This is a genomic window from Amycolatopsis sp. DG1A-15b (assembly GCF_030285645.1).
In the GTDB taxonomy this organism is placed as follows: domain Bacteria; phylum Actinomycetota; class Actinomycetes; order Mycobacteriales; family Pseudonocardiaceae; genus Amycolatopsis.
This window is the reverse complement of sequence record NZ_CP127296.1, coordinates 8673047-8687828: the sequence shown is the minus strand read 5'-3', so window position 1 is coordinate 8687828 and position 14782 is coordinate 8673047. Positions and strand designations below refer to the sequence as shown.

The following is a 14782-nucleotide window of genomic DNA, read 5'->3' as shown; positions in this document are numbered from 1 at the left end:
GCGTCGCCGCGGAGGCCGGCCAGTCCGGTCTGCGCCGTCACGTCAGCCCCCGCCCTGGGCGGTGAAGGTGCTCCCGCTGTCCTGCGAGTACGGCGCACCTTCCCACTCGCCGATCTCGAGGACGCGGTCGGCCGAGTGGACGACGAACGTCCACGGGCCGGCGTAGCTGTTGTCGTGCCAGCGGTTGTCCTGCTTGAACGTGATCGATTCCTGGACGTCGTCGCCGCGGTAGGGCGACCAGTCCGGGTAGCTGCCGAAGTTCGAGAGCAGGCCCATCCGGCCGCAGGAGGCCTGGCAGCCCACGACCGCCGGGTCGAGGACGAACTTGTTGTCGTGGATGTCGACGTGCTGGGTCTTCCAGCGGCAGTCGGCCAGGAGCGCGCCGCTGGTGATCGCCGGGGCCGCGCACTGCTTGACGGCCGGCACCAGCCGGGTGCAGTCGCCCGAGGAGGTGTTGGCCGGGCTGTTGCAGAACCGGTCGGCGTTCTCCCACAGCGTGATCCCGGACCAGTTGTTCTCCAGGTAGTTGCGGGAGATCTCGATCTTCGCGGTGCGGGCCTTGATCCGCGGCTCGCCGCCGGATTCGGAGATGTAGACCGCCGACGTCGGGAAGTTGTCGCTCTTGTCGGCGTACCGGCGCCCGTCGGCCCAGTTGTTCTTGCGGATCGTGTTGTCCCGGATGACGGCGTTGTAGCTGATCTCGTAGATCAGCGCGGCGCTGTCGTTGTTCTCGATGAGGTTGCCCTCGATGAGGAAGTCGTTGTTGTTCGTGTCGGCCCACAGCCCGGTGCCGTGGTTGTCGTGCACCCAGTTGCCGCGCACGTCGGCGCCGTCGACGTCCCAGAACTTGACCCCGCCGCTGCAGCCGCAGCCGTCGATCTTCGCTTCCCAGTCGCCGGTGTTGTTGCCGGCGATCTCGTTGCCCTCGACGACGAGCGCGGTGATCGGCGTGCCGCCGGAGTAGGCGTTCATCCCGTACTGGCCGTTGCGGCGCAGGCAGTTGCCGCGCACCTGCTGGCGCGCGCCCGCCATCAGGCCGGCACCGTCGTTGTCCTGGACGGTCGAGTGCTCGATCACCCAGCCGTCGCCGGAGTCGTGGTTGACCACGCCTTCGTCGCGCGGGGCGGCGAAGCCCTGCACGGTCACGTAGGTGATCTTGACGTCGGTCGCGTGGCCGGTGAAGGCGTACTGGTTGATCTTCCGGCCGTCGACGACCGCACCGGGGGCACCGATGTAGACGTCGCCGTCCTTGGGCGACACCTGGTCGTACTTGTCGTCGCCGAGGATGTGCTTGCCGGGCTTGAGCCAGAAGGTGGTGCTCGGCCCGGCCGAGCGCGTCTTCGCCGCCAGGTCCCCCGGCACGGCGGGATCGACGACGACGGCGCCCGCAGGCGCGGCGGACGGGCCCGCCGGCTGCTTGTCGCACACGGCGGCGACCGACCCGCTGGGGGCCGCGGTGGCCTGGGCCGGACCACCGTCGGTGTCGGGGCCACCCGAGCACGCCGCGACCGTGAGCAGGACACCGAGCAGCGGAGCTGCACGGCCGAGTCGGAAGCGGCGGGCTGTCACGGGCGGGTCCTAACTGAAGCGGAGCAGGGTGGTGAGGTGACCGGGCGACCCGGAGCCGACAAGGGTGGTGGCGGGTTCCTTCCGCCCGAACCCCGCGGAGTACCAGCCCAACGGGGGCTCGGCAGCACCACGGTGCACGGTCCAAGAGAGTCCGGCGGGCAATTCCATGACGGCGGTGCGCACGACGCCGGCGAGAGAACCGGAAACCCGTCCGACAAGCGGATCGGCGGCCACGGAACCAGCCGCACGTCCACCACCGGCGGCCGGGGAATCGGCACTGCTCCCCTCCCCGACGAACGAATCGGGCCCGGCGGGGGCGGCCGTCCAGCGGAGGCGGGCCGTGGTGCCGTCCAGCATGACCGTCACCGATGGGCCGAAGTGGAACGCCAAACGCGCGGCGTCCGGCAAATTCTCGCCCAGCACCTCGTCGACGATCTTCAGCACCTCGCCGTCCAGCTCGACCGTGCGGCGGTGGACCGCCGGGGCGTAGCCGTCGTGGGCGGCCGACCAGCGGGCCGGGCCGGTGTCCGGGGTGTGGACCTCCAGCACCTTCGTCACCGCGTGGCGGGTCCACAGGAACGGGCCGCCCGAAGCCGACTGGTCGCGGCCCGCCAGCTCGAGCGTGTTGTGCCCCAGCGTCGACCGGAAGTACGACCGCCACTGCGGATCGCCGTGGTAGCAGAACGTGCCCGGGTCGGCCAGGACATCCACGCCGTCGTGGCGGACCTCCAGCGACAGCGCGTCCGCGTGGGCGTGGGCCGCGATCGACAGGAAGCCGTGAGGACCTCCGTCGCAGCGGACCCAGACCGGGCCCGAACGCAGGATCGTCATTCCCGCGTCGCGCAGGTGCGCCGGACGGCGGCCCGGGCGAACGCCGGAAGCACGCGGCGTCCGCGACACCAACGACGCCAGCAGGGGTGTCCGTACGTCGTCGCCCGGGACCGGCGGCCACCAGTCCCGGCGGCCGAACAGCGCCTCGCCGGAGGCCAGCAGGGAAGCCCAGCGGTCGGTCGAAGCGCCGTCGACGATCAGGCCGAAGCCGTCGTCGGCGTCGCCCTGGCGGGGCGGCCGCAATCGGTTGTCCACAATGGATGCCAGGGCGTCGGTCATCCGGAGCAGGACGTCCCACGTCGAATCCGGCACCGGCGTGCCCGCGGCGTCGGCCTCGACCGCCGCCGCCAGGCCGAGTTCGAGCACCAGGCCGTGGTACTCGGACGCCAGTTCCGCGTTGAGCCCGGACGGGAACGTGTTGCGTCCCAGCTGGACGTCCAGCGAGCGCATCGCCGCGGCCCGCCAGCCCGCCGACTCCGGGAACCAGCCGAACGCGCAGGCCGCGGCCAGCAGCCCGGCGTCCTCGGCGATGACGTGGTTGTTGGCCGACGAGCCGTGGCTGCGCAGCGTCGCGAGCCAGTTCTGGTGGTGCCACAGCTGGAGCTGGAAGTCGGGGTTCTCCTCGAACAGTTCCGCGGCACCCGGCCAGCCGTCGAGCAGGCGACGCGTCCAGACCCACGACAGGAGCCGGATGCCCAGCTCGATGCCGCTCACCCAGTGCGGCCCCCGCAACGGCGGGTTCGCCGCCCACCACGACCGCAGGTGCTCGGCGACGCGCGAGGCGTAGGCCGGCGAGCCGGTCACCGCGAAAGCCGCGGCCAGCACGGTGAGGTGCTGGTGGCGGGACGGCTCCCAGATCTGCTTGATGTCACCGACCGTGTCCTCGGACCGGTACGGCACGTCGAACGCGTACCTGTCCGAGGGCGCGCGGCGCCCGGTCTTCGGGTCGAGGAACCAGTCGGGCGCCGCGAAGTCCGTGCGCTCGACGCCGAAGAACTCCGCGCGGCCCGCCATCAGCTCGTCGGCCGTGACCAGCAGCCGCTTGACCGCATCGCCGGACACCTTGCCCAGCACCCCGGCGGGCAGCGTCGCGGTGAAGCGCGGGTGCGAAGGCCAGTCCGGCGGTGTCGGCAGCGCGGACCGCCACTGCCGCTGGACGACGGCGTGCCGCGCGCGGCCGGCAACCTCCGCCGGGCCCATCCGGGACAGCCGGCGCAGGTACCAGCCAGGACCCATCATGGCCGGGCACCTGCCTTCGGCAGCAGCGCCGTCCGGACCGAGGCCACGCCCGGCATGTCCGGGTGCGGCCGGAGCCGCCGGACCGAGGCCACACCCGGCATGCCCGGATATGGCCGGGACCGCCGGAGCGATGCCGCGCCCGCCGTGTCACCGCTCGGCAGCGCCGACCGGATCGGCGCGTCGCTCGTCATGCCGGGGCACCCGCCTTCTGCGGCAGCTCGATCCGCACCGGCGCCGCGTTCGCGACGCTCGTCTGCGCGGCCAAAGTTGCCAGCGTCGTCGCGGCCAGCGAAGCGATCGAGATCGGCATCGGCGAGCCCGTGCGCACCGCCGACAGGAACGCGTTGACCTCGGCGGCCTGGCCCTTGTCGCGGCCCTTCGGGATGCGCGAGCTGGCCCACTTCTTTCGCGAGTACACCGACGCGCGGACGAAGTCGTCGAACTTGAGGACCTTGCCGTCGGCGACGACGTCCAGGGTCTCCTTCGGGAAGCCCGAGGAGCCGGTCTCGGCGTAGGTGATCACCGCCGTCGACCCGTCGGGGTAGCCGAGGGTCACCTGGAGGTCTCCGGTGGCGTACACCGAGACCGGGTCGGCGTCGAGCAGCCAGCTCACCGTGTCGATGAAGTGCCCGCCCTCACCGGCGAAGCGGGAACCCTCGGAGGCGGTCTGGTTGTACCAGCTGCCGTGGTCGAGGCGGCCGGCGTTGACCAGGTACCGCACGCTCGCCGGGCCGACGCGCGGGCCGAACTGCTCGCGGGCCTCGTGCAGCAGCGGCGCGAAGCGGCGGTTGAAGCCGACCTGCAGCCGGTCGTTGCCGGACTCCTCGATCGCGTCGAGGACCTTCTGCAGCTCCTCGGGAGACAGCGCGAGGGGCTTCTCGACGAACACCGCCTTGCCCGCCAGCAACGCCTGGCGGGTCAGCTCGGCGTGCGAGCTGTGCCGGGTCACGACGAACACCGCATCGATCGACGAGTCGCCGAGAACGTTGTCGATGTCGGTCGACGCCGCCGCGAAGCCGAACTTGCGCCGCGCGTTGGCGCCGGAGAGCGCCGACGTCGTCGCGACGTGCTCGAGCTGCACGTCGTCGCGCTCGACCAGGTGCGGCAGCAGCATCGAGGACGCGTAGTTCCCCGCCCCGATGAACCCCAGCCGCACCGGCTGACCCGCCGGCAGCGCGGTGGCGGAAGACGCGACCAGCCCGACCCGCGCGGACGTGACCACGGGCTCCGTCCGGGCGACCGCGTCCGGGTAGCGGAACAGCACCGCGACAGCCTTGAGCTCACCCTCGTTCAAGGACTTGTACGTCTCGACAGCGGAAGAGAAGTCCGAGACGTGCGTGATCAGCGGCTCGACGTCGAGGCGGTCGCGCGCGATCAGGTCGAGGACGCACTCGAGGTTGCGGCGCTCGGTCCAGCGGACCTGGCCGATCGGGTAGTCACGGCCTTCGAGCTCGTACGACGGGTCGTAGCGGCCCGGCCCGTACGAGCGGGAGAACCGGACGTCCAGTTCCTTCTCGTAGTAAGCGTTCCACGGCAGGTCGAGCTTGCACTTTCCGATGTCGATGACCCGGCCGCGGTCGCGCGAGAGCTTCGCGGCCAGCTCCACCGGGTCGTTCGTGTTGCCGCCCGCGGCGAGGTAGGTCTGGTCGACGCCCGCGCCGTGCGTCAGCTCGTCCACGGCCGTGTCGACGATGCCGGACGCCGGGTGCGCGCAGGTCAGGGCGCCGAGGCTCTCGGCCAGCTTGCAGCGCTCCGGGTCGGGGTCGACGCCGACGACGCGCACGCCGGACGACGCCAGCAGCTGCACGACCAGCTGGCCGATCAGGCCGAGCCCGATCACGAGCGCGACGTCGCCGATCTGCGGCTCGCCGCGGCGGACGCCCTGCATGGCGATCGATCCGACGGTGCCGAACGCGGCGTGCCGCGGGTCGACGCCGTTGGGCACGCGCGAGTAGAGGTTCTTGGGCACCCAGTTCAGCTCGGAGTGCAGCGCGTGCTCGTTGCCGGCGCAGGCCACCAGGTCGCCGACCGAGACGTCGGTGATGCCGTCGCCGACCTGCTCGACGACGCCGCACAGCGAGTAGCCGAGCGGGGTGTAGGAGTCCAGTTTGGACGTCACCTTGCGGTAGGTCGCCGAGAGCCCGTTGGTGGCCACGCTCTGCATGACCTTCGCGACCTGGTCGGGCCGGGCCTTCGCCTTGCCCACCAGCGACATGCTGGCCTCGGACACCTTCATCATCTCGGTGCCGGTCGAGATCAGCGAGTACACCGTCCGCACCAGCACGCCACCCGGCTTGCAGGCGGGCTCGGGGACCTCGAGGAGCGCCAGTTCCCCGCTCTTGTAGTTCTGGACTACCTGCTTCACTTCGCTCCCGCTCCAGACATCGCGTTCCGGTACCAATACTCAAGAGTCAAGACGTGCCAGAGGTGCTTGCCGCGGTCCTCCTGGCCGGCGGCGTCCTCGGCGACCATGCGCTGCAGCGCCTCGCGCTGCAGGAAGCCGGACTGGACGAGCACGCCTTCGTTGACGACTTCGCGCACCAGCGGCGCCAGGTCGCGGCTCATCCACGCCCGCAGCGGCGCGCTGAACAGGCCCTTCGGGCGGTGCACGATCTCGCTTGGCAGGATGTTCAGCGCCGCGTTCTTCAGCGCCACCTTGCCGGCGCGGCCGACGATCTTCTTGTTCCCCGGGATCTTGAAGGCGGCCCGCACGACCTCGACGTCGACGAACGGCGTCCGCACCTCGGTGGACGCCGCCATCGTCGACCGATCGGTGTAGGTCAGGTTGAGCCCCGGGAGGAACATCCGCGAATCGGCCAGGCACATGCGGTTGACGAAGTCGTCCAAAGCCTGGTCGTGGTAGGTGTCCGCGTGCTCGGTCAGGACGTCGTCGACGACCGGCGCGAGGTCGGGGTTCACCAGGTCGAGCAACTCGGTCCGGTCGTACATCGTGTAGCTGCGCCGGAACGCCGTCTCCTCGGGCAGGCCCGCGAAGGACAGGAACCGCTTGGCGAACCGCACCGACCGGTACCCGCGCTTGGCCGACGCCACCGGCAGCCGGTCCACAATGGACTCGACCGGACGGCGGACCGCCCCCGGCACCTTGTGGTAGCGCAGCGCGATCAGGTTCGCGAGGTGCTTGCGGTACCCGGCGAACAGCTCGTCGGCGCCCATCCCGGACAGCATCACCTTGACGCCGGCCTCGCGCGCGGCCGAGCAGATCAGGAACGAGTTGATCGCCGCCGGGTCGCCGATCGGCTCGTCGAGGTGATAGGTCATCTTCGGCAGCAGGTCGAGCACCTGCGGCGCGATCTCGATCTCGTGCAGGTCGACGCCGAACTGCTGCGCCACGATCCGGGCGTACTTGAGGTCGTCCGGCATGGCCTCGAACTTCGCGTCCTCGGCTCGGAACCCGATCGTGTAGGCGGAGATCCCCGGCTGCGACCGCGCGGCCAACGCCGTCAGGTAGCTGGAGTCCAGCCCGCCCGAAAGGAACGTCGCCACCGGGACGTCCGAGAGCAGGTGCTTGGCCGTCGACTCGGAGATCACGGAGTGCAGGTCGACCTCTCCGTCGAAGGCCGCGCCCTCCTCGGCGACCTCGCGCAGCGACCAGAACCGGCCGCGGTCGACCTGGCCGTCCGGGCGGCAGCGCAGCCAGGTGCCCGGCTGCAGCTTCTCCGCGCCCTGGTAGGCGCACCGGCTGTCCGGCACCCAGTAGTAGAGCAGCGACGCGATCAGGGCCCCGTTGTCGACCTGCAGCGACCCGCCGAGTTCGCCGGCCAGCGCCTTCAGCTCGGACGCGAACGCGACCCCGCCGTTGCGCTGGACGAAGAACAGCGGCTTGATGCCCAGCTGGTCGCGGACCAGGAACAGCTCGCCGGTGCCCTCCTCGAACAGCGCGAAGGCGAACATCCCGCGCAGCTTGGGCAGGCAGTCCGTGCCCCAGCGCCGCCACGCCTGCAGCAGCACCTCGGTGTCGGACGTCCCGCGGAAGCGCACGCCGGCCGCGGAAAGCTCGGCCCGCAGCTCGGGCGCGTTGTAGAGCTCGCCGTTGTAGCTCAGCGCGAGCCCGTCGAGGACCATCGGCTGCGCGCCGGTTTCGGACAGGTCGATGATCGAGAGCCGCCGGTGTCCCAAGTGGACTTCACCGGGACCGGCGCGGTGCTCGTAGCGGCCGGAGCCGTCCGGGCCGCGGTGGGCCAGCGTCTTGGTCAGCCGGTCGGTGAGCGGCCCGCCGTCCGGCCAGAGGTAAGTGCCTGCGATGCCGCACATCTCGGGTGCGTTCCCCTTCGGTTTCGGCGCGGGTCAGGAGACCTCAGCGCTCTTTTCGGGGGTCCGGGTGGCGGAGCCCCCGACCCGGGGCGACGCCCCGTTTGTTACTGCGCTCTTTTCTGGCTCGAGTCCGGCGTTCAGTTCGCCCTTGTGGGCCGGTTCGCCGTGATCGCGCTTGAACGGCGTCGGCCGCTTCGTGGGCTTGACCGGGGCGAATTTCTTCGTCGGTGCGTTCAGGTGGTCCGGGACGCTCACGCCACCGGGTGGCGGCAGGGGCGACGCCGGTGGCCTGGGTGTGGCGAGGGCGGGCGGGAGCACCGGCCGGACCGGGGTGAACCGGCGCGTCGGCTGCTCGGTCGCGGCGACGCGCTCGGCGACGCGGGCGACCAGCTCGTCCAGGCGGTCCTCGCGCTCGGCCGGGGCCGGCGTCGCCGCGGGAGCCTGGCGCCCGCGTCCCCGCAGGGCCGTGTGCAGGCCGTCCCACAGCGTGCCGTCGGACTTGTCACGCGGGTCCGGGTCGACCAGCACCACACCGATGATCGGGATCTCCTGGTCGGCCAGCTGCCGTGCGACCGTGTGCAGCCACAGCGTGTTCGCGTGCCCGGCCTTCACGACCAGCACGGTCTCTTTGCCGAGATGCTCCAGGTCGGTCCACGCCGTGCCGGGCGACACCGTGCCGACGCCGACGCGGCGCTCCTCGGGCGTCCCGGGCGGGTCACCGGCGCCGACCACGGAGACATCGCTCTTGGTCTCCTGCACGAGCTTGCGGACATCCTCGCCCGGCAGGTCGTCGACGACGCTGGCAGCGCCTTCGGCGACCAGCTCCTCGGCGATGTCCAGGCCGAGCGCGGCGGCGACCTTCGGGGCGCCGAGCTCGAGCAGCGACACCCCGCGCGGATCCTGCTTGATCAGGCGGACCAGCGTCGTGGCGACGCGCTTGCGTTCGGAGACCGCGCGCGAGCGCCGCCACAGCCGGGCCGGCCCGCGCGGCTTCGACGGCAGCTGCGCGATCACGGACGCGCCGAGGTGCGTCGAGATTTCGCGGCGCAGCACCGGCCGGTCGCGGGAAACCGCGCCGACGGCGACGAACGCGAGCCCGAGGGCCAGGCCGAGGGCGAAGCCGATGCCGGCGTTGGTCGCGGTGGTCTTGAGGACCGCCTTGGGCAGCGCGCGGGCCGCGTCGACGACCTGGGTGCCCGCGGTGACCTGCGGGCTGCCGATACCGGCCTGCTGGGCGCGCGAGGTGAAGTCCGTGATCTGCGCGGTGAGCGCGGCCCGGCGGCTGTAGAGGTTCTCGAGCGTGGGCTGGCTGGCCTGGCGGCCCTTGCCCTCCTCGACGACGATCTGCTGCTCGACCTTGGCCAGCTCGTCCTGGGCGTTCTTGCGCTGGTCGAGGATGGCCTGCGACTGGGCGGCCGCGGCCGCCTGGCTGCGCTTGACGTGGTCGGCGATGAACGTTTCGGCCAGCGCCTGGGCCCGCGCCACGGCCTCTTCGTTGCTCTTGGCCTTGACGGTGATCTGCAGGACGTTGTTGGTCAGCCCGAGGCCCGCGTAGTTCTTCATGAAGTCTTCGGGCGAGTCGGTGCTGCCCAGCTTCTTCAGCGCGGCCCCGGCGATCTGGGTCGTCTGCAGCACGGCGACGTCGGTGCGCATCAGCGTGCCGCTGTCGGTCGGCGAGTCGTCCTGGTGGACCACGATGACCTTGGCGACCGCGGTCGGCGGCGCGGGCAGCACGAAGGCCAGCGCGGTGCCGGCGATGAGCCCGAGCAGCGCGGTGGCCAGCCAGACGCGCTTGCGGCGGCGGATCGCGATGAACAGCCGCTGCAGGTCGACGAGCGGGGCAGCCGGAGCCTGCGAAGGAGGAGTCGTCACGCCGAACCTGCCAGGGCTTTCTCGGGGGCTTCCGCCGCGGGTTCGGGTTTCTGCGGCTCGGACGGCCGGACGGCGTGGGTGAGGACGGCACCGACGATCTCCTGGCCGCCGTCGGCGCAAGCCTCGGCGAGCTGGACGAGCTGCCACGCGGTGCGCGTGCCGGCGCCGAGCACGACCAGGACCCCGGAGCTCGCGGTGGCGTCCGGCACCGTCGGCCGGTCGGGCGAGAACTCGAAGACCCGCAGCGGCACCGACAGCCGGTCGGCCAGCTCGGCGAGCTGGGCGGCGGCCAGGCGGCCGGTCTCGTCGTCGTCGGCCACCAGCAGCAGGACGTCGGCGGGGCCGGTGGCCAGCCGGGCCAGCACCCGGCGGTAGCGGATGTCGCGGTTGACCTCGTCGGCCGAGGTGGCGACCGGCGGCAGCACCCACGGCCGGTCCCCGCCGAGGAGGTGGCGCACGGTGCCGAGGAAGCCGGTGGCCGGGGCGCGCTCGCCCGGCGGGGTGGTGACGTCGACGCCGGCGAGGATCGGCGCGCCGAGGGCGGACGCGATCTCCGGCTCGCCCCGCAGGCGCCGGTCGGTGCGGGCGGTGAACAGGTGGCCGAACACGCCCACGAGGAAGAACAGCACCGCGCCCCCGGCGACGAACTGCGTCATCGTCGGGGCCGCCGGCGACGTCGGGCGCTGGGACGGCCCGAGCACCACGGTGTTGCCGACGCCGGTCGCCAGGTCGGCCTGGTTCAGGTCGTTGATCGCCTGCTCCAGCGACGTCTTCAGGCCCTCGAGCTGGGTGCGGACCTGCACGCTCTCCACGGTCAGGCCGCCACCGACGTTCTTGGCCAGGTCGCTGATCTTGTCCGTGGTCAGCTTGACCTGCTGGCGCAGCGACTCGCGCTGCTCCTGGGCGAGCTGCACCGAGGCGTCGGCGGAGTTGCTCGCCAGCTGCGTGGAGTACTTGACGTACTGCTGCGCGACCTGGTCGGCGAGCTGCTGGGCGTGCTCGGCGGTGTCGGCGGAGACGGTGATCGTCACCACGTTGCTCTGCGCCACCGACGCGCTGACCTGCTTCTTCAGGTCGATGCCGCTGGGGTGCCACGGCAGCATGGCGGCGGCGCGGTCGAGGACGACCGAAGCGGTCGCGATCTCGGCCTGGGTCAGCAGCTCGTCGGCCTGGCGCGGGCCCTGGAGCAGCACGCCCGAGGTCGTCTTGTAGCCGGGCGAGAACAGGATCGACGCTCCGGCGCCGACCAGCGCGCCCAGGACGGCGAGGGCGGCCAGCAGCCGCCAGCGTCGTCTCAGGACCTGCCCGACGAGGGCCAGGCGCACCGTGTCGTCAGTCAACGGCGGGTCTCCATTCCTGAGCCGGGTACGCCGAACGGGTTCAGTGGATCGGCCGGTTACCCCAACCGTCGTCGGACAGGGGACATTGGTTACACGTTCTGTAGGTTCTTGACCGGAAGGCGATCAAGACTTCACAGCGTGCTCATACGCGGCGAGGAGGTTCCTCGCCGAGTTCTCCCACGAAAGCGGGCCCGCCACCCTGGCCTGGCCGAGCTTGCCCATCCGGATCCGCTCCTCCGGGTCGTCGAGCAGCCGGGACACCAGCGCCGCGAACTCCGTCTCGTCGTTCGCCGGGGCGTAGACCGCCGCGTCGCCCGCGGACACCCGGGCCTCCCGCAGCTCGAACGAGACGATCGGCTTGCTCATCGCCATGTACTCCATGACCTTGTTCATCGTGGAGACGTCGTTCAGCGGGTTCAGCGGGTCCGGCGACAGGCAGACGTCGGCGGTGGACAGGTAGCGGACCAGGTCCTCGTCGGAGATCCGGCCGGTGAACTCGACCTGGTTGGCCAGCCCGAGCTTCGCCGACAGCGCGACCATGTCGTCGAACGCGTCGCCCGAGCCGACGAACACCGCGTGCCAGTCGGTGCGGCCGACCTCGTCACGCAGCTTCGCCAGCGCGCGCAGGGCGTAGTCGACGCCGTCCTGCGGGCCCATCACGCCCAGGTAGGCGAGCAGGTACGGCTTGCCCTTCTTCAGCTCGGGCTCGGCCGGCACCTCGTGGAACCGCTCGACGACCGGGGCGCTGCGCACCACGAAGACGTCCTCGGGCCGCTTGCCGCCGCGGATCCGGGCGACCTGCTTGTAGCTCTCGTTCGTCGAGATCACGACGTCGGCGGCGCGGTAGGTGGCGCGTTCGAGCGCGCAGACCCCGCGGTAGAGGAGGTCCTGCCCGCGGTCGAACCGCGAGAGGTACAGCTCCGGGCACAGGTCGTGCTGGTCGAAGATGAACTTCGCGCCGTGGCGCTTCAGGTACTTCGCGACCAGGTAGAGCAGGTCCGGCGGGTTGCAGGCGTGCACGACGTCGACCGGCCCGACCTTGCGGGCCAGCCGCAGCGTGTGCCACAGCGCGCTGCCGTATTCCTGCAGGTAGCCGGCGGGCCCGCCGGTCGCCGCCTTCAGCGGGTAGCGGTGGATGTGGACGCCGTCGACGACGGCTTCGGCCTCGGTGTCCCGTTTCGTGCCCTGCGGGCAGATCACGTGGACTTCCCACCCGGCGTCGCGCAGGGTCGTGGACTCCTGCCAGACCCGCCGGTCGAAGGGAACCGAGAGATTTTCGACGAGGATGAGCGCTTTACCAGGCAAGGCCGGCGTATCCCTCTTCAAGGCGACGCGTCGCGGCGTCGGGCAGGCGGACGAGGTCGACGATCTCCCGGTCGTGCGGCAGGGCCGCCAGCACGTCCGGGTCTTTGGTGCCGACGAGCAGGACGTCGGCGTGGTCCATGACTTCTTCGACGGTCCCGGCGAGCAGCTGGCCGAGGTGCGGCAGCCGGCCCTCGATGTACTCGCGGTTGGCACCCATCAGCCGCGAAAGGCTGACGTTGGCGTCGTAGATCTTCAGGTCGTACCCCTTGCCGAGCAGCTTCTCGGCCAGCTCGACCAGCGGCGACTCGCGCAGGTCGTCGGTGCCCGGCTTGAACGACAGCCCGAACAGCCCGACCTTGCGCTTGCCGGTGCGCGCGACCAGGTCGAACGCGCGCTGCAGGTGGTCGTCGTTGGACGCGAGCACGTGCGACAGGATCGGCACGCTGACGTCGGCGCGGTGTGCGGCGTAGACCAGCCCGCGCAGGTCCTTCGGCAGGCACGAGCCGCCGAAGGCGAATCCGGGCTTGAGGTAGGCGGGGCTGATGTTGAGCTTGGTGTCGGCGAGGAAGACGTCGATCACCTGGTGCGAGTCGAGGCCGAGCGCGCGGCAGATCGAACCGAGCTCGTTCGCGAAGCCGATCTTCAGGCCGTGGAAGGAGTTGTCGGCGTACTTCGTCATTTCCGCGACCGGGATCGGCACCCGGAAAACGGGACCGGGCAGGCCCTCGTACAACGCCGCGACGACGTCGCCGCTGGCCTCGTCGATCTCGCCGATCACCGTCTTCGGCGGGTCGAAGAAGTCGCGGACGCTGGTGCCCTCGCGCAGGAACTCCGGGTTCACCGCGACGCCGAAGTCGACCCCGGCGGTGCGGCCCGAAGCCTTCTCCAGGATCGGGACCAGCAGGTCGAGGCAGGTGCCGGGCAGCATCGTGCTGCGGAAGACGACCGTGTGCCGCTCGGTCTTCCCGGCGATCGCCTCGCCGATCTCCTCGGCCACGCGCTCCAGGTAGACCGTGGAAAGGCTGCCGTTCGACGCCGACGGCGTACCGACGCAGACCAGCGAAATCTCACTGTCGGCGACGGCTTCGGCGACGTCGGTGGTGGCTCTCAGCGCGCCGCTCGCGACGACCTCGGCGGTCAGCTCGCCGATCCGCTCCTCGACCACCGGGGCGTTGCCCTGCGTGATGAGGTCGATCTTCACCGGGTTGACGTCCACGCCGACCACCCGGTGTCCCTGCCCCGCCAGGCACGCGGCGGAGACACAACCGACGTAACCGAGCCCGAAGACACTGATCTTCACGCCAAAACCTCCGCTATTCCACGCGACCCTCAAGTTGGTCGGCGGGCGCCCCTGGATCGTTACCGCGGGGTGGGCGAACGGGGGACGGCGTGAGACTGCGGTGAGACGCAAGGGATCCGAGTGAGAATTGCGTCTCGATCCGGTACGCGGACCGGCGGCGGACCGTGGCCGGGAACCACGGTCCGCCGCCGGGCGGAAAATAGGTGTCAGTTGTTGTTCACGAAGGTGGTGGCCAGGCTTTGGCCCTTGCTCACCGCGTTGGAGTGGTTCTCGATCGGCGAGACGGTCGAGTTCTTGAAGCAGATGTAGGTGACACCGGAGTCGGTGCCGCCGTTGGACGGGTCCGGGTTGATGCCGAGGTCCTTCGCCGTCGCGTAGGAGGCTTCGCCGATGATCTGCGACGGCCCGGTGTCCCCGATGACGGTGTACTCGACCTTGCCGTTGTAGATCACCGCGCAGGAGCCGCCGCCCTTGAGGCCGGAGGAGGAGTACTTCCAGATGCTGCTGGAGCTCGGCACGACGATGTAGGGCAGCTTCGCGGCGTTGAGCGGCTTGCCGTCGGACTGGTGGAAGGCGGTGTCGTCCTGATAGCAGCAGTCGGTGTTCTCGTTGCACTGCGAGCTGCGCTGGCCGTCGCAGTCGATGTCCATGTCGGCTTTCCAGAAGACCGCGCCGTTGGCGTCGCAGATCGCGACCGTTTTGCTCGAAACGTCTTCGTCGGTCTTGTACTTGCCGTTCGAGACCTGCTTGCAGCCGGTGGTCTTGGCGAGCAGCTGGGCCGCGGTGGGGGCGGCTTCGGCGGTGGCGGACTGGGCGGCCGGGGCCGGCGACGCCGACGCGAGGGCCGACGGCATCACGGCCGACGCCAGCGCGAGGGTCGCGAGCAGGATCAGTTTCCGCATTCCTGGGGCTCCCTTTAGTTAGGAAACTTTCCTTACGGCGGCGGGGCACCAGGATGCACCCGGGCACGAGCGCGTTCAAGACCTCCGGGTCCGGGAATTTCCCATCAGGTGGCCGAAATTGACGAAAAGGCTGCTCATCGATCCGGGACGCG

The 14782-nt window shown here is 70.8% G+C and carries 10 protein-coding genes; all 10 read right to left on the bottom strand.

Features of this window, described 5'->3' with window-relative positions; all coding sequences use genetic code 11:
* Positions 1–42: 42 nt before the first annotated feature.
* Positions 43–1569, bottom strand: coding sequence for a right-handed parallel beta-helix repeat-containing protein (locus tag QRY02_RS40430; protein WP_285987996.1), 1527 nt, complete (start codon positions 1567–1569; stop codon positions 43–45).
* A 9-nt stretch (positions 1570–1578) separates the two neighbouring features.
* Positions 1579–3639 (bottom strand): heparinase II/III family protein, encoded by a 2061-nt coding sequence (locus tag QRY02_RS40425; RefSeq protein WP_285987995.1) that lies wholly within the window; start codon positions 3637–3639, stop codon positions 1579–1581.
* Positions 3636–3830 carry a hypothetical protein gene (locus QRY02_RS40420; protein ID WP_285987994.1) on the bottom strand — a complete coding sequence of 65 codons (195 nt, stop codon included), beginning with the start codon at positions 3828–3830 and terminating at the stop codon, positions 3636–3638. The genes QRY02_RS40425 and QRY02_RS40420 overlap by 4 nt, the downstream gene beginning before the upstream one ends.
* Positions 3827–6004 (bottom strand): bi-domain-containing oxidoreductase, encoded by a 2178-nt coding sequence (locus QRY02_RS40415; protein ID WP_285987993.1) that lies wholly within the window; start codon positions 6002–6004, stop codon positions 3827–3829. Before QRY02_RS40415 ends, QRY02_RS40420 begins: the two co-directional genes overlap by 4 nt.
* Complete coding sequence (gene asnB / locus QRY02_RS40410) at positions 6001–7911, bottom strand: asparagine synthase (glutamine-hydrolyzing) (RefSeq protein WP_285987992.1); 1911 nt, start codon at positions 7909–7911, stop codon at positions 6001–6003. The genes QRY02_RS40415 and asnB overlap by 4 nt, the downstream gene beginning before the upstream one ends.
* Positions 7912–7944: 33 nt before the next feature.
* On the bottom strand, positions 7945–9783 hold the full coding sequence (locus QRY02_RS40405) for a Wzz/FepE/Etk N-terminal domain-containing protein (RefSeq protein ID WP_285987991.1): 1839 nt from the start codon (positions 9781–9783) through the stop codon (positions 7945–7947).
* Entirely contained in the window at positions 9780–11123 is a 1344-nt protein-coding gene (locus QRY02_RS40400) for an exopolysaccharide biosynthesis protein (protein WP_285987990.1), read from the bottom strand. The genes QRY02_RS40405 and QRY02_RS40400 overlap by 4 nt, the downstream gene beginning before the upstream one ends.
* A gap of 123 nt (positions 11124–11246) precedes the next feature.
* Complete coding sequence (locus QRY02_RS40395; RefSeq protein WP_285987989.1) at positions 11247–12428, bottom strand: glycosyltransferase family 4 protein; 1182 nt, start codon at positions 12426–12428, stop codon at positions 11247–11249.
* Complete coding sequence (locus QRY02_RS40390; RefSeq protein ID WP_285987988.1) at positions 12418–13728, bottom strand: nucleotide sugar dehydrogenase; 1311 nt, start codon at positions 13726–13728, stop codon at positions 12418–12420. Before QRY02_RS40390 ends, QRY02_RS40395 begins: the two co-directional genes overlap by 11 nt.
* A 206-nt stretch (positions 13729–13934) precedes the next feature.
* The gene (locus tag QRY02_RS40385) at positions 13935–14630 is read right to left on the bottom strand and encodes a glycoside hydrolase family 75 protein (protein ID WP_285987987.1); all 696 of its coding nucleotides are present in this window, start codon (positions 14628–14630) and stop codon (positions 13935–13937) included.
* Between the last annotated feature and the right edge of the window lie 152 nt (positions 14631–14782).